The following is a 19494-nucleotide window of genomic DNA, read 5'->3' as shown; positions in this document are numbered from 1 at the left end:
CGTCCATGGAGACCGCGTCGGCGCAGGCCGCGCCCGAGCGGGTGAAGCCGGGCGGCGGCACGTCCGGGCCCACGCGGGCCGGCAGCACCGCCCCGCGCACGGGGAGAGCGGCGACCGGGGTGGGGCAGCGCCGGGCGCGGACGGTGCGCCCGGCGCTGCTCGGGCCGCGGATCGGGGCGCGGGTCGTGGACACGGTCGTGACCTACGCCTTGGTCGCGGTGCTCGGGGTGGTCCTCGTGCAGCGGGTGACGCTGCACCTGCAGGCGAAGATCGACGCCGCCCAGGCCAGCGGTGTGCCGCAGACGGTGTGGCTGGTGGACGGGACCGTGCTGGCCGATGCGGGGCTGCTGCTGGCGGCCCTGCTGGCGGTGGGCCTCGTCTACGAGACGATCCCGCTCGCGGTGTGGGGCCGCACGCTGGGGAAGGCGATCTTCGGGCTGACCGTGCTGGACGCCCGGAGCAAGGCACGGCCGACGCTTTGGCGCACCTTCCTGCGGACCGCGATGTGCCAGACGCTGGTCTTCCTGGTGGTCGGCATCTTCGAACTCGTCCCCTGCGCCACCGACCGCAAACTGCGCCAGAGCTGGCACGACAGGGTCGGTCGGACGTTCGTCGCCAGGCAGAAGGGGTAGCGGGCCAGAAACGCCAGAAACTCCACCGAATCCGACGTAATCCCCGGGTCGGGTGGTTCACTGCTGGCTATGACGACTCCTCAGCCCCCGGACGGCGGCGGGCCGTACTACCACCCGCCGCACGCGACCGAACCGGCCGACGCCGTCGGCGGGATGCCGCCGCTCGCGCCGCTGGGCAGGCGGCTGACGGCCCGGAGCATCGACATCGGCATCGTGCTCGTCATCGCGTTCCTGCTCAGCCTGATCGCGTACTTCTCCGACCGGCACGACCGCGGTCTGGTGAGTTTCGTCTTCTCGATCGCGGCGCTGCTGGTCGCCTTCGTCTACGAGGGGCTGATGCTGACCCGGTCGCGTGGCCAGACCGTGGGCAAGAAGCTGATGAACCTGCGCGTCGCGGTGCTGGCCGACGGAAGCGTGCCGGAGGGCTCGCCGGGGTGGACGCGCGCCGCTGTCTGGGGGCTCCCCGGGGTGATCGTCTGCGGCTGCCTCTGGTGGGCGATCGACGGGGTCTGGGTCACCTGGGACCAGCCCTACCGGCAGGCGCTGCACGACAAGGCCGCCAAGACGGTGGTCGTGGAGGCCCGTTGAGAGTGGGTCGCGCGAATGTGGTCATGAAGGCGCGGCGTCCCGGGCAGGGGCGCCGCGCCTTCAAGGTCACACTCCGATACGGCGGGCAGGGTGCGCCGGCCAGGGAGTGAAGGGCCGGACGGGGGCGTACGGCGGGCGGTCAGCGCGGGACGCGCTCCGGCTCCGGAAGGGTCTCCACCGCGGGGGCCTGCCCCTTGGCCACCACGCGGGACGTGCGCGCCGCGCCGCGCGGCCTCGCCCGTCGGATCGCGGCGAAGACGCCGACCGCGAGGGCGACCGTGGCGAGCAGCAGGATGGCCGGCATGCTCTGCGCGCCGGAGAGGGCCAGGAGGGCGACCGTCGCGCCGACGACGGCCGCGGTGCCGAGGGCAAGCTGAGATACCGTCAGACGTGGCATGGCTGTTCCGTCCTTCGCTTCGGGACTGCGGGTCGGCCACGGGATCGATCGGGGCCCGCCGGGGGTGAGTTCGAGCGGGGACTTGTTGTCGGTTGTCGAAACAAGCGGTGCGGTAGGGCAGTTGCTCGCAGATCGCGCCCCGGTACGGCAGATACCCGGTGCGTCTGCTGGTAAGCCCAGCCTAACCGCCGAGGCGGGGGCACAGGGGGGCGCACGGGCTCACGCGGCCTGGCACAGCCGCGAGTTGGGATGCTGTCCGCCTGCCCTCAAGCCCCGCTCAACCTTCGGTCGGCCAAGCCGGCTCAGCCAGGCAGGACGACCGGGGTGCCGGTCAAGGCCACACCCGCGGAGTGGAGTTCGGTCAGCGCGGTCTCCGTCGTGGCCTTGGCCACGCCCGCCGTCAGGTCGAGCAGCACCCGGGTGGTGAACCCTTCGCGCGCCGCGTCCAGCGCGGTGGCGCGCACGCAGTGGTCCGTGGCGATGCCGACCACGTCGACCTCGGTCACCTGGTGGGCGCGCAGCCAGTCGGCGAGGCCCACGCCGTTCTCGTTGAAGCCCTCGAAGCCGCTGTAGGCGGCCGCGTGGGCGCCCTTGTCGAAGACCGCCTCGACCGCACCGGAGGTCACGGCGGGCGCGAAGTTGGGGTGGAAGCCGACGCCCTCGGTGCCCGCGACGCAGTGGACCGGCCAACTGGTGCGGAAGTCCGGGTGTGCGGAGAAGTGCGCGCCGGGGTCGATGTGGTGGTCGCGGGTGGCGACCACGTGGTCGTAACCGCCGGTGCTCTCGGCGACGAGGTCGGTGATCGCGGCGGCCACCTCGGCGCCGCCGCCGACGGGCAGGCTGCCGCCCTCGCAGAAGTCGTTCTGCACGTCCACGATGATCAGTGCCCGGCGCATGGCGGTGACTCTCCTCGGCGTTCCTCTGTGTTGGCAGCAGCGTAGGGAGGGGCAGGGGATTGCGCGAGGGGTGGCCGCGACGCAATGTTCGCGTGTCAACCCTCGCGCGTCCCACGCCCCGCCCTCAGCTGCTGAGGTACTCCGTCGGCACGACCGGCTCGCCGCGCGACAACTGCGTTGCTGACAGCGGGAGTTGGCCGCGAGAGCGGAGGTGGCGCTCGCGTGCTGCGGCCAGCGGCTCACGGCCGACGACCTCGCCGCCGCGGACCAGCTCGTGGTGGAGCAGGTTCTCCCGCAGCTCCGGCGGAACCGGGCCGGTCCCGACGACCTCGGCCTCGGCCACGCCGTCGGCGTCCAGCCGCCGCGCCGCCCACTTGGCCCCGCCACGGCTGGCCTTCGCGCCCGCCGAGCGCTTGGCGACCGGCACCAGCGGCGCGTTCGGGCCGCCTGCGCCCGCGCGGGCGACCAGCTTGTAGACCATCGAGCAGGTCGGCTGTCCGCTGCCGGTGACCAGCGAGGTGCCGACCCCGTAGGAGTCGACGGGCGCGGCGGCCAGGGCGGCGATGGCGTACTCGTCCAGGTCGCTGGTGACCACGATCCGGGTCTTCACCGCGCCCAGCTCGTCGAGCTGGCGGCGGACCCGGTGGGCCAGCATCAGCAGGTCGCCGGAGTCGATGCGGACCGCGCCGAGATCCGGCCCGGCCACCTCGATGGCGGTGCGGACGGCCTCGGTCAGGTCGTAGGTGTCCACCAGCAGGGTGGTGCCGCGGCCCATGGACTCGATCTGGGCGGTGAAGGCGTCCCGCTCGGTGTCGTGCAGCAGGGTGAAGGCGTGGGCGGCCGTCCCGGTGGTCGGGATGCCGTACTCGAAGCCGGCCTGCAGGTCGGAGGTGGCGCCGAAGCCCGCGATGTAGGCGGCGCGGGCCGCGGAGACGGCGGCGCGCTCGTGGGTGCGCCGGGCGCCCATCTCGATCACCGGACGGTCCCCGGCGGCCGCGGCCATCCGCGAGGCCGCCGCGGCGATCGCGGAGTCGTGGTTGAGGATCGACAGGATCACCGTCTCCAGGATCACCGCCTCGGCGAAGCTGCCCTCGACCACCATGATCGGGGAGCCGGGGAAGTAGCACTCGCCCTCGCCGTAGCCGCGGATGTCGCCGCGGAAGCGGTAGTCGGCGAGCCACCGCAGCGTGTCCTCGTCGACGACCTGCTGGTCGGCGAGCCAGCCCAGCTGGGCGGGGGTGAAGCGGAAGTTCTCGACCGCGTCCAGCACGCGCCCGACCCCCGCGGTCACGCCGTAGCGGCGGCCTTCCGGCAGGCGGCGGGTGAAGACCTCGAACACGGAGTGCCGCTGTGCCGCACCGCTGCGCAGGGCGGCCTGCAGCATGGTGAGCTCGTAGCGGTCGGTGAGCAGGGCGGTCGACGCCGTAGCAGCATCCATGGACACCATCGTATCCCCCATCTCGTCACTTTGACGATTTCTCTTCGGACACGATCACCCGGACGGGTCCCGGATCGCTTCGGGGTCGCCCGGATGGCAGCATGGACATGGAACGGGAGTGGTCGTCGTCGAGGAGTTGCAGCTGTGAGCGTCGCGCCGGTGGAGATCGAGCGCACCGAGTCGGAGTCGGCGCCCTTCCAGGTGCCCGACCCTGACGTCCCCTGGGTGACGATCGTGCACAACGACCCTGTTAACTTGATGTCCTACGTCGTCTACGTCTTCCAGACGTACTTCGGCTACCCCAAGGAGAAGGCCCGTCAACTGATGCTCGACGTGCACCACAAGGGCCGCGCGACGGTCTCCAGCGGTACCCGCGAGGAGATGGAACGCGACGTCCAGGCGATGCACGGCTTCGGGCTCTGGGCCACGCTGCAGCACGACAAGTGACGGGCGATCGATGACCGGTCTGTTCAAGCGCGCCCACGGTGGGGGCGCGCAGCTCACCCTCGACCCGGTCGAGGCATCCATCCTGCGCAGCCTCATGGTGCAGATGCTCGAACTGATCGGCCCCGGCCCCGGCGAGGACGCGCCCGAAGACCCCCTCGCCGCGCTGTTCGCCGAGGGGCCCACCAAGCCTCCGGCCGATCCGGCCCTGGCCCGCCTCTTCCCCGACGCGTACGCCGAGGGCCCCGAGGCGGCGGACCACTCGTCGGAGTTCCGCCGCTACACCGAGAACGACCTGCGCGCCCGCAAGCGCGACGACGCCTTCGCGGTGGTCCGCGCCATCGACGCGGCGGAGGAGGACCGCAAGGGCCGCCCCGTGGTCCGCCTGGACGGGGAGGGCTGCCGCAAGGCGCTCGGGGCGCTGAACGACCTGCGGCTCACCCTGGGCACCCGGCTGGACGTCTCCGAGGACGACGACTCCCTCTACGCCCTGCCGGACGAGGACCCGCGCAAGCCGATGGTGATGGCCTACCTGTGGCTGGGGGGACTCCAGGAGTCCCTGCTGGAGGCGATGGTCTGACCGGCTGATCCAGCCGGTCCGGAGCCCTGCCTATCCTTGGGCCCATGCTGACCATCACCCGCGAACTGCACGACGCGATCGTCGCCCACGCCCGCGCCGACCACCCTGACGAGGCCTGCGGCGTGATCGCCGGCCCCGTCGGCGCCGACCGGCCGGAGCGGTTCATCCCGATGCTCAACGCCGCGCGCTCGCCCACGTTCTACGAGTTCGACTCGGGTGACCTGCTGAAGCTTTACCGCGAGATGGACGACCGCGACGAGGAGCCCGTCGTGATCTACCACTCCCACACCGCGACCGAGGCCTACCCCTCGCGGACCGACGTCTCCTACGCGTCCGAGCCGAACGCCCACTACGTGCTCGTCTCCACCGCCGAGTGCGGCAACGACGAGGGGCCGTTCCAGTTCCGCTCGTATCGCATTGTGGACGGTGTGATCACAGAGGAAGACGTCGAGGTCATCGGGGCCTGAACGGACGCGGGCGCGGAGGGCCCGGCGGAGGCCGCGGGACCCTCCGGCGTTCCGGGATGCGGGACGGTTCCGTCCGTGCTGTGGGACGGGGATCCCGTTCGGGGGGCGGGAATCTATACGATGCCTGCATGCGTTCCGTCGACATGAGCCTTCACGCGCCCGGCATCCGCCTCGTCGCGCGGCTGCACGTCGACCTGTGCCGCCTCGCCAGCGCCATCTGTCCAGCCGCCTGAGCCCTGTCGCGGCGTCGTTCCTCGGTCGCGTACGACCCGAAGCTCTCGAACGCCGCGCGCCCGGCGCCCGCAGACCGCCCGCCGCACAGCCCTGCTTCGCCTCTCCCACCGAGACCACTCCTGGAGCCCAGCCATGGCCATCGAGGTCCGCATCCCGACCATCCTCCGCACCTACACCGACGGTGCCAAGGCCGTCGAGGGCAGCGGCGCGACCCTGGACGCCCTCTTCACCGACCTCGACGTGCGCCACCCGGGCCTGCGCGAGCGTCTCGTCGACGGCGGCGAGCTGCGCCGCTTCGTGAACGTCTACCTGAACGACGAGGACGTCCGCTTCCTCGGCGGGATCAACACCGAGGTCGCCGCGGGCGACAGCGTCACCATCCTGCCCGCCGTCGCCGGCGGCGCGCGCTGACATGAAGTACGACACCCCCCTCGACGCCGTCGGCAACACCCCCCTCGTCGGCCTGCCGCGCCTGAGCGCGACCGTGCCGGGCAACGAGGCGGGTCTCGTACGTCTGTGGGCCAAGCTGGAGGACCGCAACCCGACCGGCTCGGTCAAGGACCGCCCCGCCCTGCACATGATCGAGCGGGCCGAAGCGGCCGGCCGGCTCACCCCGGGCTGCACGATCCTGGAGCCCACCAGCGGCAACACCGGCATCTCGCTGGCCATGGCCGCGAAGCTCAAGGGCTACCGCATGGTCTGCGTCATGCCGGAGAACACCAGCGAGGAGCGGCGCGAGCTGCTGCGCATGTGGGGCGCGGAGGTCATCTCCTCGCCCGCGGCCGGCGGCTCGAACACGGCGGTGCGGGTGGCCAAGGAGCTGGCGGCGGAGCACCCGGACTGGGTCATGCTCTACCAGTACGGCAACCCGGACAACGCCGGCGCCCACTACGCCGGCACCGGCCCGGAGATCCTGGCCGACCTGCCGAGCGTCACCCACTTCGTCGCCGGACTCGGCACCACGGGCACGCTGATGGGCGTCGGCCGGTTCCTGCGCGAGAAGGTGCCGGGCGTCCAGATCGTGGCGGCCGAGCCGCGGTACGACGACCTGATCTACGGCCTGCGGAACCTGGACGAGGGCTTCGTCCCCGAGCTGTACGACGCGGAGGTCCTCACCACCCGCTTCAGCGTCGGCAGCGCCGACGCGGTCCGCCGCACCCGCGAGCTGCTGCAGTTGGAGGGCATCTTCGCGGGCATCTCCACCGGCTGCGGCGTCCACGCCGCGATCGGCGTCGGCCGCAAGGCCGCGAAGGCGGGGGAGCGGGCGGACATCGTGTTCGTCGTGGCCGACGGCGGCTGGAAGTACCTGTCGACCGGCATCTACACGGCGGAGACGACGGAGCAGGCGGTCGAGGCGCTGCAGGGCCAGCTCTGGGCCTGAGCCCCGGCTGCCTTCCTTCCTTGCTGCCTCCGGGGCAGACACCTCCCCGTCTGCAAAGACTGTGATGGTCCCGGATTATTTGTCCGTTTCCTGCCCTGAAACCGTTACAGAACGCCCACAGCCCCCGATGCCGGGAGCTTCCTCTCGTTGGGCCGGAAAACGCTGGATTCCACGCAGTCCAGCCGCTGTTCCGGCACGACGGAGGAGGCCCCGCATGACCGCCACGGAGCTGTGGTCCTACCGGGAGATCGGCGCGCACATCGGTGTGCAGCCCGAGACGGTCAAGTCCTACCGCCGACAGGGCATCCTCCCCGAGCCGGACGTGGTGACCTCGTTCGGCCAACCGCGCTGGTATCCGGAGACGATCCGAGCATGGGTGCGACGACGTCCGCACAACCGTCGCTGAGCGCGAACCACGGGCCCCCTTCCTGGTGATTCCGAACACAACCGGCCCGGCGGGCGGACCTGCGGGCGGGCCCCGGTCGTACTCTCATAGCTCACGACCTCACGACCTCACGGCGACGGAGCCGTGGATGTGAGCTTGCGGAGGGCGCGGCATGAAACTGACGGTGGTCGGGAGCTCCGGGAGCTTTCCCTCGGCGGAGTCGGCCTGCTCCTGCTACCTGGTCGAGGCGGACGGCTTCCAGGTCGTGATCGACCTGGGCAACGGCGCGCTCGGCGCGTTGCAGAACCACACCGGGCTCTACGACGTGGACGCGGTGGTGCTGAGCCACCTGCACCCGGACCACTGCATCGACCTGCTCGCCTACTACGTCGCCCGCAACTACCGCTTCGAGGGCTGCCCCGACCTGCTGCCCGTGTACGGCCCCGCCGGCACCGCGGAGCGGCTCGCCCGCGCGTACGACATGGACGAGGACCCGGGCATGAAGGGCGTCTTCGACTTCCGCACCCTGGTCGAGGGCACGTTCGAGCTGGGCCCGTTCACGATCACCGCCACGCGGGTTGCCCACCCGGTCGAGGCCTACGGCTTCCGGGTCGAGCACGACGGCCGCTCCTTCGTCTACACCGGCGACACCGGGCCCTGTCAGCAGCTGGTCGACCTCTCCCGGGGCGCCGACTTGCTGCTCTCCGAGGCCGCGTACACGCACGGCAAGGAGGAGTTCGCCGACGTCCACCTCAACGGCCGCCAGGCCGGCGAGCTGGCCACGGCGGCGGGCGTCCGCCGCCTGGTGCTGACCCACATCCCGCCGTGGACGGACCCCCAGCGCAATGCCGCCGACGCGGCCGGGACGTACGACGGCCCGGTCGAGCTGGCTCGACCGGGCGCGGTGTACGAGATCTGACGCGGGGTCGCCCGCTCAGGCCTTGGTGACGTCCTCGATCTCCTCCTCGGGCTCGCGGCCCGGGGTGGTGAGGTTGAACCTGACGATCGCGAAGCGGAACAGCGTGTAGTAGACCACCGCGAAGACCAGGCCGATCGGGATGATCATCCAGGGCTTGGTGGCGAAGTGCCAGTTGAGCACGTAGTCCAGCAGGCCTGCCGAGAAGGTGAAGCCGTGGTGGACGCCGAGCGCCCAGGTGACCGCCATGGAGACGCCGGTCAGCAGCGCGTGGATGACGAACAGCACCGGCGCGATGAACATGAACGCGAACTCGATCGGCTCGGTCACGCCGGTGACGAACGCCGTGAGCGCGACCGAGAGCATCATGCCCGCGACCACCTTGCGGCGCTCGGGGCGCGCGGTGTGCACGATCGCCAGGGCGGCCGCCGGGAGGCCGAACATCATGATCGGGTAGAAGCCGCTCATGAACTGACCGGCGGTCGGGTCGCCCGCGAAGAAGCGGTTCAGGTCGCCGTGGACGCCGTGGTAGGTGCCGACCTGCTGCCAGAAGAAGGTGTTCACGAACTGGTGCATGCCGATCGGCAGCAGCAGGCGGTTGACCACGCCGAAGATGCCGGCGCCGAGCGGGCCGAGGCCGATCAGCCAGTTGGAGAAGTGGTCCAGCCCGCCGCCGATGGTGCCCCAGGTCATGCCGAAGAGCACGCCGACCAGGGTGCCGACGAAGGCCATCTGGATCGGGACGAGGCGGCGGCCGTTGAAGAAGCCGAGCCAGTCCACCAGCTTGGTGCGGTGGTACTTCTGCCAGAGCACGGCGGCGAGCAGGCCGATCACGATGCCGCCGAGGACGCCCGGGTTCTGCGGGGTCCCGTTCGGCGTCGCGGCGGTGACCGAGCCCGCGGCCGGGAAGGCGGTGAGCACGTTGTGGTACACCACGAAGCCGACCACGGCGGCGAGCGCCGTGGAGCCGTCGGCCTTCTTGGCGAAGCCGATCGCCACGCCGATGCAGAACAGCAGCGGCATGTTGTCGAACACGCCCTGTCCGGCCGCGGCGAAGACGGCGGCCACCTTGCCCCAGTGCAGGCCCTGGGCGCCGAACACGTCGGGCTGGCCCAGCCGCAGCAGGATGCCGGCGGCGGGGAGGACGGCGATCGGCAGCTGGAGGCTCCGGCCCAGCTTCTGAAGCCCCTGGAAGGCGCCCGAGCCCCGCTTCTTTGCGGGGGCCACCGGGACAGCGGTGGTTGCGCTCATGGTGTTCCCTAACGAAGTAATGGTCCCCACCACGATGGTTTAGACCATGTGGTGTAGACCATTCTTAGCACGGCTTTACCGGAGCGGAACCCTCCGTGTCGGAGTTGTGATGTTTTGGGCGGAGCCATCCGCCCGGGGTTTCAGTCCCTGGTGTTGGCGGCCTCCAGTTCGTCGGCGTCCTCCTCGCGACCTGGGGTTTTGATGTCGAACCTGAGGATCGCGAAGCGGAACAGGCCGTAGTAGACGAGCGCGAAGACGCAGCCGACCGGCAGGATCAGCCAGGGCTTGGTGGCCAGGTTCCAGTTCAGCCCGTAGTCGATCAGTCCGGCGGAGAAGGTGAAGCCGTCGTGCACGCCGAGGGCCCAGGTGACGGCCATCGAGACGCCGGTGAGCAGCGCGTGGATGCCGTACAGCACGGGCGCGAGGTAGGCGAAGGAGAACTCGATCGGCTCGGTGACGCCGGTGATCATCGAGGTGAGGCCGAGCGAGACCATCATGCCGGTCACTTCCTTGCGACGGCTCGGCTTGGCGCAGTGAGCCATGGCCAGCGCGGCGGCCGGGAGGGCGAACATCATGATCGGGAAGAAGCCGGTGGTGAAGATGCCGGCGCTGGGGTCGTGGTGCAGGAAGCGCGGGATGTCGCCCTGGTAGATCTGGCCCTGGTAGTGCCAGGTGCCGTACTGGTACCACACGTAGGTGTTGATCAGCTGGTGCATGCCGATCACCAGCAGCAGGCGGTTGGCGACGCCGAAGATGCCCGAGCCCAGCCAGCCGAGGCTGGTCAGCCAGGTGCTGAAGTGGTCGAGGCCGTGGCCGATCGGCGGCCACAGGCCGATGAAGACGACGGCCAGCAGCAGGCCCACGCCGGACATGATGATCGGGACCAGGCGGCGGCCGTTGAAGAAGCCGAGCCAGTCCGGCAGTCGGGTGCGGTGGTACCGCTGCCACAGGTGGGCCGTGAGCAGGCCGAGCAGGATGCCGCCGAGGACGCCGGGATTCTGGCCCGGGTAGGGCAGATGGTTGGCCAGGCCGTCCTTGGTCGGGAACGCGTCGAGGACGGCGCGGTAGACCAGGAACCCGGCGACGGCCGCCAGCGCGGTGGAGCCGTCCGCCTTCTTGGCCATGCCGATGGCGACGCCGACGCAGAACAGCAGCGGGAGCCCGATGTAGGCGCCGAGCAGCGCGCCTCCGGCCGCGGCGAAGACCTTGGCGACGTTGTTCCAGCCCAGGCCCTGGCTGCCGAAGACGTCCGGCTGGCCGAGTCGGTTCAGGATCCCGGCGGCCGGGAGGACGGCCACGGGCAGCTGAAGGCTGCGGCCCATCTTCTGCAGGCCGCTGTAGAACCTCTGCCAGGCGGTGGGCCCCGCGACGGCCTGCGCCGAACTCATCCCGTCTCCCCTCCCCGCTTGTGGTCTCCGCGCATTTGGCCGGGACCGGCAAGTGGTGTAGACCATTTAGGTGCGAGGCGTGCCCGTCAGGCACATCCTCGGACGGCTTGGTGATCTTCGCTCGCGAAGCTAAGCCATTAGTGCGTTAACGCGACAGATCGGGACAGCACCCCTGAAACTGGTGCTCCCGGCCCAGAACAGGAGAGACCAGATGGCCACGAAGGCTGAGAAGATCGTCGCGGGACTCGGCGGCATCGAGAACATCGAAGAGGTCGAAGGCTGCATCACCCGCCTTCGCACCGAGGTCCACGACCCCTCCCTGGTCGACGAGGCCGCGCTCAAGGCCGCGGGGGCGCACGGGGTCGTCAAGATGGGCACCGCCATCCAGGTCGTCATCGGCACCGACGCCGACCCGATCGCCGCCGACATCGAGGACATGATGTGAGGCGCTGACGATCCGTCGGCCTTGCTCGGCCTGTTCGGGGACTGCCCGTCCGTTCGGAGGGGTACGAGCACCGGTGGCCCGTCCCCGTGCGCACTCACGGGGACGGGCCACCGGCGTCTTCCGGTGGTCGGGGGATATGGGTCAAATGTCGCAGCGCCGCTTTCGGTAGGGTCGGTGCCATGACTCGCATCGACGGCCGCAGCCCCGAACAGCTCCGTCCCATCAGCATTGAGCGCGGCTGGAGCAAGCACGCCGAGGGCTCTGTCCTGGTCTCCTTCGGAGACACCAAGGTGCTGTGCACCGCCAGCGTCACCGAGGGCGTCCCGCGCTGGCGGCGCGGCAGCGGCGAGGGGTGGGTGACCGCGGAGTACGCGATGCTGCCCCGCTCGACCAACACCCGCAGCGACCGCGAGTCCGTCCGCGGCAAGATCGGCGGCCGCACGCACGAGATCAGCCGCCTGATCGGCCGCTCGCTGCGCGGCGTCATCGACCTGCGAGCGCTGTCGGAGAACACCATCGCCCTGGACTGCGACGTCCTCCAGGCCGACGGCGGCACCCGCACCGCGGCGATCACCGGCGCGTACGTGGCGCTCGTCGACGCGGTCCGCTGGGCCCAGGCCAAGAAGATCACCCGGGCGAAGGCGGAGCCGATCGTCGGCGCGGTCTCCGCCGTGAGCGTCGGCATCATCGACGGCGTGCCGATGACGGACCTCTGCTACGAGGAGGACGTCCGCGCCGACACCGACATGAACATCGTCTGCACCGGCGACGGCCGCTTCGTCGAGGTCCAGGGCACCGCCGAGGGCGCGCCCTTCGACCGTGACCTGCTGAACCAGCTGCTGGACCTCGGCCAGCTCGGCTGCGCCGAGCTGGCCGCGATCCAGCGCAAGGCCCTGGAGGGGTGAGCGGCATGCGCAAGCTGGTCCTGGCGACCCGCAACGGCCACAAGGTCGGCGAGCTGCGCGCGATCCTCGGCGCGGCGGGGCTCGAGGTCGACCTGGTCGGCGCCGACGCCTTCCCCGAGGTGCCGGACGTCGCGGAGACGGGCGTGACCTTCGCGGAGAACGCCCTGCTGAAGGCGCACGCGCTCGCCCGCGCGACGGGCCTGCCGGCCGTCGCCGACGACTCCGGCCTCTGCGTCGACGTCCTCGGCGGCGCCCCCGGTATCTTCTCCGCCCGCTGGGCCGGCCGGCACGGCGACGACCGCGCCAACCTGGAGCTGCTGCTCGCCCAGCTCTCCGACATCGCCGACCCCCACCGCGGCGCCCACTTCGCCTGCGCGGCGGCCCTGGCCCTCCCGAACGGCGAGGAACGCGTCGTCGAGGGCCGTCTGCGCGGCACCCTCCGCTTCGAGCCCGTCGGCGCCTTCGGCTTCGGCTACGACCCGATCCTCCAGCCCGACGGCTACGCTGTCACCTGCGCGGAACTGACGCCGGACCAGAAGAACGCCATCAGCCACCGCGGCGAGGCCTTCCGCGCCCTCACCCCGATCCTCCGCGACCTCCTGGGCTGACACTCGAACGCACGAAGGCCCGTCCCGGGAGACTCGGGGCGGGCCTTCGATGTGAAGGTGAATCGTCCGTGCGGCTGGAGGGATTCGAACCCTCACGGTGTCACCACCACCAGGACCTAAACCTGGCGCGTCTGCCTGCTTCGCCACAGCCGCATGCAGGGGACATCGTACTCAAGCTGTCGGGCCGCTGTCTCCGAGGCCTGCTCCGGACGGCCCTATCGGTACGGCTGCGATTCTGTGGTTGAGACCAATAGGACTAGGCCAGTTTTCGAGGTCATGGCCCTGAGCTGCCCATTCGGTGAACCTTAAGTGCGCTTAAGTGACACGTTGCCAAATGGGGTCTTGACGGTCGGGGATGGTCCAGGCCAATTTATCTGCGGGCGCAGTCGATACCTCGCGGAGGCAGCAGGCATGGAAGACAGACGTCCCATACGAGTCAAGGCCGTGCTCGCGGCGTGTACCGCCGGGCTGCTCGGTGTCGGTGGGCTGGCGTTGGTCGGCGGGGCCGCGCAGGCGGCGAGCGGGCAGTTGCTGGTCAACGGCGGGTTCGAGACCGGCGACCTCGGCGGGTGGAGCTGCAGCGCCAACGACAAGGTGGTCACCAGCCCTGTCGCCGCCGGGAGTTACGCGCTCTCCGGGACGCCCGCCGGGCAGGACGACGCGCAGTGCTCGCAGACCGTCGCCGTCGTCCCCGGCTCGACCTACACGCTGACCGGGCAGGTCCAGGGCAACTACGTCTACCTCGGTGACACCGGCACCGGGACCACCGACACGAGCACCTGGACGCCGGGCGCGAGCAGTTGGAGCACCCTGTCGACCACCTTCACCACCGGCGCGAACACCACCTCGGTGACGGTGTGGGTCCACGGCTGGTACGGCCAGGGCACGTTCGGCGCCGACCAGTTGTCGCTCACCGGCCCGGCGCCCACTGGCGGCGGGACGCCGTCGGCGAGCGCGAGCGCCAGCGCCAGCGCGAGCCCCTCCGGCAGCGCGAGCGCCAGCGCCAGCGCCAGTCCCACCGCCAGCCCGAGCAGTACCGGGACCACCCCGCCGCCCGTCGACACAGGGTTCCACCACCCGGCCTACTTCATGCCGTTGGACAACTCGCCGCAGGCGATCTCCGACATCGTCTCCGGCTCCGGCGAGAAACAGTTCAACCTCGCCTTCGTGCTCGACTCGGGCGGCTGCACGCCCGCGTGGGGCGGCAACGCGAGCACCCCCGTCTCGTCCGACACCGCCGTGGCCGCCGACATCAGCGCGATCCGGGCGGCCGGCGGCGACGTCGCCGTCTCCTTCGGCGGCTACAACGGGACCGAGCTCGGCTCGTCCTGCGGCAGCAGCTCCGCCCTGGCCGCCGCGTACCAGCAGGTGATCACCAAGTACGACCTGACCCGGATCGACCTCGACTGGGAGAACACCGCGCTCGACTCCAACATGGCCGTCCGCTGGGGCGCCATCAAGCAGTTGGAGGCGGCGAACCCCAAGCTGCTGGTCTCGCTGACCATCCCCGCGACCACCGTCGGCCTCCCGCTCACCGGGCGGGACGAGATCCAGCAGGCCATCAACGACGGCGCCCGGATCGACCGGGTCAACCTGATGGACTTCGACTTCGGCCTCACCAGCGGCACCCAGACCGCCGCCGCCGAGACCGTCGCGGCCGACACCGTCCAGCAGTTGCAGACGCTGTACGGCTGGGACGCCGCCACAGCGTGGGCGCACCTCTCGGTGCAGCTGATGAACGGTCACACCGACCAGCCCAGCGAGCTGTACACCCAGTCGACCTTCACCGACCTGCTCGGCTACCTCCAGGCCAACCACGCCGCCGCGTTCTCCTACTGGGACGTCAACCGCGACCGCGCCTGCGACCCGAGCGTCGTGCACTACTGGGCCGACGGGGCCTGCTCCAGCGTGACGCAGAACCCCTACGACTTCACGAAGATCCTCACGCAGTACAACGGCTGACCCCACGTCGGCCACGAGTCCCCACCCGCGCCGGAGGGCCCCACACCCCGGCGCGGGTGGCCAGCACGGCAACGCGCAGCAGCGCGGCACAGGTACCCCCACGACCCACGGAGCCACTCCATGCACCAGCGTGCCCTGCCCGCCCGACCCTCGATCCCGGATCGGAGGTCCCGGCGCACCACCGCGCTCGTGACCGCCACCGCTCTCGTGGCCGGCACGGTCGCGCTCGCCGCCAGCCTGACCGGCGCGAGCGCGGCCGCCACCAACCTGCTGACCAACGGCGACTTCGAGACCGGCGGCCTGACCGGCTGGTCCTGCTCCGCGCTGGACTCCGTGGTCACCTCCCCGGTCCACGGCGGCACCCACGCCCTCGCGGGCGCGGCGAGCTCCAGCGACGACGCCCAGTGCACCCAGACGGTCGCGGTCCAGCCGAACACCGCCTACACGCTCTCCGCCTACGTGCAGGGCGCGTACGTGTACCTCGGCGCCACCGGCACCGGCGTCAACGCCAGCACCTGGACGCCGTCCAACAGCGGCTACGGCCAGCTGACCACGAGCTTCACCACCGGCGCCTCCACCACCTCGGTGCAGGTCTACACGCACGGCTGGTACGGCCAGGGCACCTACTACGCGGACGACGTCAGCCTGACCGGCCCGGCCGGCTCCGGCGGCAGCACCAGCCCGTCCGCCTCCCCGACCTCCGCCTCGCCGTCCGCGAGCGCGACGAGCGCGAGCCCGTCCGCCTCGCCGACGAGCGCGTCCCCCTCCGCGTCCGCGACCTCGGCCAGCCCGTCCGCGAGCGCCTCCGCCAGCCCGTCCCCGAGCCCCACCTCGACCAGCGGCGGCGGCGCCGCCCCCGGCGGCGACGGCCTGGTCTCCACCCCGGGCGGCGTCTCCGCCAAGGTCACCAACAACGCGGTGACGCTCAGCTGGAACGCCGCCACGGACAACTCGCAGACCGGCGACACGCCCGGCTACTACGTCTACAGCGGCGCCAACCTGATGGCCACGGCCATGGGCCCGACGGTGACCGTCAGCTCGCTGCTGCCGAACACCAGCTACACCTTCACCGTGCAGGGCTACGACAAGGACGGCCACGCCTCCGCGCAGTCCACGCCGATCACCGTCACCACGGGCGCGGCGCCGACGGGTGCGATGAAGTCCGCCTACTTCGACCAGTGGTCGATCTACGGCAACGCCTACTACCCGAAGAACGTGGGCACCTCGGGCGCGGCGGCGAACATGAAGGTGGTCACCTACGCGTTCGAGAACATCGACCCGACCAACCTGACCTGCTTCGAGACGGTCAAGGCCTCGGACTCCACCAACGAGTCGGACCCGAACGCCGGTGACGGCGCGGGTGACGCCTTCGCCGACTACCAGAAGTCCTACACCTCGGACATCTCGGTGGACGGCAGCTCGGACACCTGGTCGCAGCCGATCAAGGGCAACTTCAACCAGTTGCGCGAGCTGAAGGCCAAGTACCCGAACCTGCGGATCAACCTCTCCATCGGCGGCTGGACCTACTCGAAGTACTTCTCCGACGTGGCCGCCACCGACGCGTCGCGTAAGAAGTTCGTCTCGTCCTGCATCGCCATGTTCATCAAGGGCAACCTGCCGACGGGCGTCTCCGGTGACGCCTCCGGCGGCACGGGCTCGGCGGCGGGCCTGTTCGACGGCATCGACATCGACTGGGAGTACCCGGCCTCGGCCGGCGGCCACACCGGCAACCACTACTCGGCCGCCGACACCGCGAACTACACCGCGCTGCTGGGCGAGTTCCGCAGCGAGCTGGACGCCTACGGCGCGACGGTGGGCAAGCACTACATGCTGACCGCGGCCCTGCCCTCCGGCCAGGACAAGATCTCGCTGATCCAGCCGGCCGCCATCTCCAAGTACCTGGACTACGGCGACCTGATGACCTACGACATGCACGGCGCGTGGGACTCCACCGGTCCGACGAACTTCCAGGACCCGCTGCACGACACCTCCGCCGACCCGAGCAACGCGATCGCTCCGGGAAGCGCGAAGTACAACATCGACGAGACCATCAAGGCGTACACCACGGGCGACCCCGCCTACGGCATCACCGGCGGCTTCCCGGCGTCCAAGCTGGTGCTCGGCGTCCCGTTCTACTTCCGCGGCTGGACCGGCGTCCCGGCCGGCGGCGACTACGGCCTCTACCAGTCGGCGACCGGCGCGAGCCCGGCCCAGACCTACACCCAGGAGGCGGGCATCGCCGACTGGAAGGAGCTGGCGGCCAAGGGGCTGACAAGCGGCTCGACGGTCCACTGGGACCCGACCACGCAGAGCTCGTGGATCTACGACGGCACCAACTTCTACACCGGTGACACCCCGCAGGCGATCACCGCCCGCGGCCAGTACGCCACCGCGAACGGGCTCGGCGGAATCTTCGCCTTCAGCTTCGAGGGCGACGACAGCAGCGGCACGCTGATCAACGCCATGAACAGCTCGATGCAGTAGACGGCGGAGCGGAACGGAGAGGCCCCGGCGCTCGCCGGGGCCTCGCCACGTGGCGGGTCAAAGTGGCGGACCGGATCAGATCTTGAGGTCCTTGATGAGCTTGGCGACGTGGCCGGTGGCCCGCACGTTGTAGAAGGCGTGCTCGACCTTGCCCTGCTCGTCGACGACGAAGGTGGAGCGGATCACGCCGGTGACGGTCTTGCCGTACATCGTCTTCTCGCCGAACGCGCCGTAGGCCTGCAGCACCTCCTTCTCGGGGTCGCCCACCAGGGTGACCTTGAGGTGCTCCTTCTCGCGGAACTTCGCCAGCTTCTCGGGCTTGTCCGGGGAGACGCCGATGACGTCGTAGCCGGCCTCCGCGAGCACGTCCAGGTTGTCGGTGAAGTCGCACGCCTGCTTGGTGCAGCCCGGCGTCAGCGCGGCCGGGTAGAAGTAGACGATGACCTTGCGGCCGAGGTGGTCGGCGAGGGCGACGGGCCTGCCGTCCGCGTCGGGCAGGGTGAAGGCGGGAGCGGCGTCGCCGGGGGAAAGTCGGGCACTCATACGGCGACGGTACCCCTCCGGCTCGCCCCTCGCGGTGTACGAGCCGGGGTGCCGCTGCGCATGGCCGCGCGCGACCTGACAGACTGTCCAAGAGCAGTAGCAGTCGGCGAGCGAGCGAGAGAGGGTGTCCTCGTGGGCGAGGTCAGCATCAGGGACGAGAGCCGGGACCGGCGGAGCGCGGCCCAGATCGAGGCGGACATCGCCCGTACGCGCGCGCAGCTCGCGGCCACACTCGACGAGCTGGCCGTGGCCGTGCACCCCTCCACGATCATGAACCAGGCGAAGGCGCAGGCCAAGGCCTCGGTGGACCGGACCGTCGGCCAGGCGTTCGTCGCGGTGAACCGGGGCGTGGAGCAGCTCCGGTCGCAGTTCGTGAACGAGAAGGGGCAGCCGCGCAAGGAGCGGATCGTCCCCGTCGTGGCGGTGGCCGGCGCGGTCGTGATCGGCCTGGTGCTGATCCGCCGCAAGAAGTAGCCGACGGCTGCCTGTACGGTTTCAGGCGTGAACGCGGACGAGACGGTGGCGGTCGGGACAGTGAGCAAGAAGCACGACTCATCCTTCGGCGAGAAGCTGCCGATCCGGATGCTGCACGACCGCGTCCTGGTCCGCACCGAGGGCCCGGAGGGCGAGCGCCGCTCCACCGGCGGCATCCTGATCCCGGCGACCGCCGAGCTCTCCAAAAGATGCGCGTGGGCGGAAGCCGTGGCGGTCGGCCAGAACGTGCGCAGCATCGAGCCGGGGGACCGGGTCCTGTACGACCCGGAGGACCGGGCGGAGGTCGAGGTCCGCGGCACCGTCTACGTGTTGCTGCGCGAGCGCGACATCCACGCGGTCGCCTCCGAACGGGTGAGCGACGCGGACGGGACCAGCACGGGGCTGTACCTGTAAGTCCGTTTGCGGGGCCGGCTCGGCAGGTCTCGCGTACGGTGGCTCCCCGTGATCGAATCCGAGATCGAGGTCAGCGAGGATCTGGTCCGCGACCTGCTGCGGGAGCAGCATCCGGACCTGGCCGAGCTGCCCATCCGCGAGGTGTCGGGCGGCTGGGGCAACCAGATGTGGCGCCTCGGCGACGAGTTGGCCGTCCGGATGCAGCGGATGGACAAGGGCCCCGATCTGCAGCTCAAGGAGCGGCGCTGGCTGCCGGTGCTGGCCCCGCGCCTGCCGCTGCCGATCCCGACCCCGGTGCGGAACGGTGCGCCGTCCGCGCGCTTCCCCAAGGTCTGGACCGTCATGACATGGGTCGAGGGCACGCCCCTGGACCACGATTCGATCACCCGCGGCGACCACGCGGCCGACCTCCTGGCGGCCTTCCTGACGGCGCTGCATGGGGAAGCGCCCACCGACGCGCCGAAATCCTCGGACCGCGGCGGCCACCCCAAGGAATGCACGGACGGTTTCGAGCACCTCCTGCAGGCCGTGGACCTGGGCAGCGCCGCCGAGCGCGACCTCAAGGCCGTGTGGGACGACGCGGTCGCGGCTCCGCAGTGGCGGGGCCCGCGGGTCTGGGTCCACGGCGATCTCCACCCCGCGAACGTCGTCGTCCCCCAGGG

Annotated in this window: 25 protein-coding genes and 1 tRNA gene; 18 read left to right on the top strand and 8 right to left on the bottom strand. The window is 70.7% G+C overall.

Going from position 1 to position 19494, the window contains the following annotated elements:
- Nucleotides 1-193: hypothetical protein (locus tag TR48_RS43690; protein WP_161789924.1), on the bottom strand; the 193-nt coding region annotated here is incomplete at its 3' end.
- Nucleotides 194-197: 4 nt separating this feature from the next.
- Between TR48_RS43690 and TR48_RS28515 the strand changes: the two genes are divergently transcribed.
- Nucleotides 198-632, top strand: coding sequence for an RDD family protein (locus TR48_RS28515; protein ID WP_236652370.1), 435 nt, complete (start codon nucleotides 198-200; stop codon nucleotides 630-632).
- 69 nt (nucleotides 633-701) lie between these two features.
- Nucleotides 702-1220 (top strand): RDD family protein, encoded by a 519-nt coding sequence (locus TR48_RS28510; protein ID WP_042372610.1) that lies wholly within the window; start codon nucleotides 702-704, stop codon nucleotides 1218-1220.
- A 139-nt stretch (nucleotides 1221-1359) separates the two neighbouring features.
- Here the strand turns inward: TR48_RS28510 and TR48_RS28505 are convergent, their stop codons facing one another.
- The 3 genes from TR48_RS28505 to TR48_RS28495 form a co-directional block, all read right to left on the bottom strand.
- The gene (locus TR48_RS28505; protein WP_042372608.1) at nucleotides 1360-1617 is read right to left on the bottom strand and encodes a hypothetical protein; all 258 of its coding nucleotides are present in this window, start codon (nucleotides 1615-1617) and stop codon (nucleotides 1360-1362) included.
- 302 nt (nucleotides 1618-1919) lie between these two features.
- A complete protein-coding gene (locus TR48_RS28500) occupies nucleotides 1920-2513 on the bottom strand; it encodes a nicotinamidase (RefSeq protein WP_042372605.1) in 594 nt (197 codons plus the stop codon).
- Between the two features lie 124 nt (nucleotides 2514-2637).
- On the bottom strand, nucleotides 2638-3951 hold the full coding sequence (locus TR48_RS28495) for a nicotinate phosphoribosyltransferase (protein WP_174501745.1): 1314 nt from the start codon (nucleotides 3949-3951) through the stop codon (nucleotides 2638-2640).
- Between the two features lie 93 nt (nucleotides 3952-4044).
- Between TR48_RS28495 and clpS the strand changes: the two genes are divergently transcribed.
- The 8 genes from clpS to TR48_RS28460 all read left to right on the top strand — a co-directional run bounded on the left by clpS (nucleotide 4045) and on the right by TR48_RS28460 (nucleotide 8361).
- Nucleotides 4045-4398 carry an ATP-dependent Clp protease adapter ClpS gene (gene clpS, locus TR48_RS28490; RefSeq protein ID WP_042372601.1) on the top strand — a complete coding sequence of 118 codons (354 nt, stop codon included), beginning with the start codon at nucleotides 4045-4047 and terminating at the stop codon, nucleotides 4396-4398.
- A 10-nt stretch (nucleotides 4399-4408) separates the two neighbouring features.
- The gene (locus TR48_RS28485; protein ID WP_042372598.1) at nucleotides 4409-4975 is read left to right on the top strand and encodes a DUF2017 domain-containing protein; all 567 of its coding nucleotides are present in this window, start codon (nucleotides 4409-4411) and stop codon (nucleotides 4973-4975) included.
- Between the two features lie 44 nt (nucleotides 4976-5019).
- The gene (locus TR48_RS28480) at nucleotides 5020-5442 is read left to right on the top strand and encodes a M67 family metallopeptidase (protein WP_042372596.1); all 423 of its coding nucleotides are present in this window, start codon (nucleotides 5020-5022) and stop codon (nucleotides 5440-5442) included.
- A 128-nt stretch (nucleotides 5443-5570) separates the two neighbouring features.
- Nucleotides 5571-5675, top strand: a complete 105-nt coding sequence (locus TR48_RS46670) for a putative leader peptide (RefSeq protein ID WP_369405621.1) — start codon at nucleotides 5571-5573, stop codon at nucleotides 5673-5675.
- A 133-nt stretch (nucleotides 5676-5808) separates the two neighbouring features.
- Complete coding sequence (locus tag TR48_RS28475) at nucleotides 5809-6087, top strand: MoaD/ThiS family protein (protein WP_042372595.1); 279 nt, start codon at nucleotides 5809-5811, stop codon at nucleotides 6085-6087.
- Between the two features lies 1 nt (nucleotide 6088).
- Nucleotides 6089-7057 (top strand): PLP-dependent cysteine synthase family protein, encoded by a 969-nt coding sequence (locus tag TR48_RS28470; RefSeq protein WP_042372594.1) that lies wholly within the window; start codon nucleotides 6089-6091, stop codon nucleotides 7055-7057.
- A 214-nt stretch (nucleotides 7058-7271) separates the two neighbouring features.
- Nucleotides 7272-7463 carry a MarR family transcriptional regulator gene (locus TR48_RS28465; protein WP_042372593.1) on the top strand — a complete coding sequence of 64 codons (192 nt, stop codon included), beginning with the start codon at nucleotides 7272-7274 and terminating at the stop codon, nucleotides 7461-7463.
- A 151-nt stretch (nucleotides 7464-7614) separates the two neighbouring features.
- Nucleotides 7615-8361, top strand: a complete 747-nt coding sequence (locus TR48_RS28460; protein WP_042372591.1) for an MBL fold metallo-hydrolase — start codon at nucleotides 7615-7617, stop codon at nucleotides 8359-8361.
- A 15-nt stretch (nucleotides 8362-8376) separates the two neighbouring features.
- On the opposite strand, the gene TR48_RS28455 is transcribed toward TR48_RS28460, so the two are convergent.
- Nucleotides 8377-9609 carry a PTS transporter subunit EIIC gene (locus TR48_RS28455; RefSeq protein ID WP_042372589.1) on the bottom strand — a complete coding sequence of 411 codons (1233 nt, stop codon included), beginning with the start codon at nucleotides 9607-9609 and terminating at the stop codon, nucleotides 8377-8379.
- A gap of 140 nt (nucleotides 9610-9749) precedes the next feature.
- A complete protein-coding gene (locus TR48_RS28450; protein WP_042372587.1) occupies nucleotides 9750-10997 on the bottom strand; it encodes a PTS transporter subunit EIIC in 1248 nt (415 codons plus the stop codon).
- 211 nt (nucleotides 10998-11208) lie between these two features.
- On the opposite strand from TR48_RS28450, the gene TR48_RS28445 reads away from it, so the two are divergent.
- From TR48_RS28445 to rdgB, 3 genes are all read left to right on the top strand, one after another.
- Nucleotides 11209-11442 carry a PTS sugar transporter subunit IIB gene (locus TR48_RS28445; protein WP_042372585.1) on the top strand — a complete coding sequence of 78 codons (234 nt, stop codon included), beginning with the start codon at nucleotides 11209-11211 and terminating at the stop codon, nucleotides 11440-11442.
- A gap of 179 nt (nucleotides 11443-11621) precedes the next feature.
- Nucleotides 11622-12347 (top strand): ribonuclease PH, encoded by a 726-nt coding sequence (gene rph, locus TR48_RS28440; protein ID WP_042372584.1) that lies wholly within the window; start codon nucleotides 11622-11624, stop codon nucleotides 12345-12347.
- Nucleotides 12348-12352: 5 nt separating this feature from the next.
- Nucleotides 12353-12955, top strand: a complete 603-nt coding sequence (gene rdgB, locus TR48_RS28435) for an RdgB/HAM1 family non-canonical purine NTP pyrophosphatase (RefSeq protein ID WP_042372582.1) — start codon at nucleotides 12353-12355, stop codon at nucleotides 12953-12955.
- A gap of 69 nt (nucleotides 12956-13024) precedes the next feature.
- Here rdgB and TR48_RS28430 read toward each other — a convergent pair.
- Nucleotides 13025-13108 (bottom strand) — tRNA-Leu (locus TR48_RS28430).
- 258 nt (nucleotides 13109-13366) lie between these two features.
- Between TR48_RS28430 and TR48_RS28425 the strand changes: the two genes are divergently transcribed.
- On the top strand, nucleotides 13367-14917 hold the full coding sequence (locus TR48_RS28425) for a carbohydrate binding domain-containing protein (RefSeq protein ID WP_042372580.1): 1551 nt from the start codon (nucleotides 13367-13369) through the stop codon (nucleotides 14915-14917).
- Between the two features lie 120 nt (nucleotides 14918-15037).
- Nucleotides 15038-17401 (top strand): glycosyl hydrolase family 18 protein, encoded by a 2364-nt coding sequence (locus tag TR48_RS28420; RefSeq protein WP_042372579.1) that lies wholly within the window; start codon nucleotides 15038-15040, stop codon nucleotides 17399-17401.
- A gap of 75 nt (nucleotides 17402-17476) precedes the next feature.
- On the opposite strand, the gene bcp is transcribed toward TR48_RS28420, so the two are convergent.
- Nucleotides 17477-17944 carry a thioredoxin-dependent thiol peroxidase gene (gene bcp / locus TR48_RS28415; protein WP_042372578.1) on the bottom strand — a complete coding sequence of 156 codons (468 nt, stop codon included), beginning with the start codon at nucleotides 17942-17944 and terminating at the stop codon, nucleotides 17477-17479.
- A gap of 132 nt (nucleotides 17945-18076) precedes the next feature.
- On the opposite strand from bcp, the gene TR48_RS28410 reads away from it, so the two are divergent.
- The 3 genes from TR48_RS28410 to TR48_RS28400 all read left to right on the top strand — a co-directional run.
- Nucleotides 18077-18418 (top strand): DUF3618 domain-containing protein, encoded by a 342-nt coding sequence (locus TR48_RS28410; protein WP_236652368.1) that lies wholly within the window; start codon nucleotides 18077-18079, stop codon nucleotides 18416-18418.
- Nucleotides 18419-18526: 108 nt separating this feature from the next.
- Nucleotides 18527-18832: a GroES family chaperonin gene (locus TR48_RS28405; RefSeq protein WP_174501746.1), complete on the top strand. Its 306-nt coding sequence runs from the start codon at nucleotides 18527-18529 to the stop codon at nucleotides 18830-18832.
- A gap of 48 nt (nucleotides 18833-18880) precedes the next feature.
- Nucleotides 18881-19494, top strand: a 614-nt coding sequence (locus TR48_RS28400; protein ID WP_063771083.1) for a phosphotransferase, incomplete at its 3' end; no start/stop codon positions are given.

This window comes from Streptacidiphilus neutrinimicus (assembly GCF_000787815.1).
Taxonomy (GTDB): domain Bacteria; phylum Actinomycetota; class Actinomycetes; order Streptomycetales; family Streptomycetaceae; genus Streptacidiphilus; species Streptacidiphilus neutrinimicus.
This window is presented reverse-complemented; position numbering and strand designations above follow the sequence as displayed.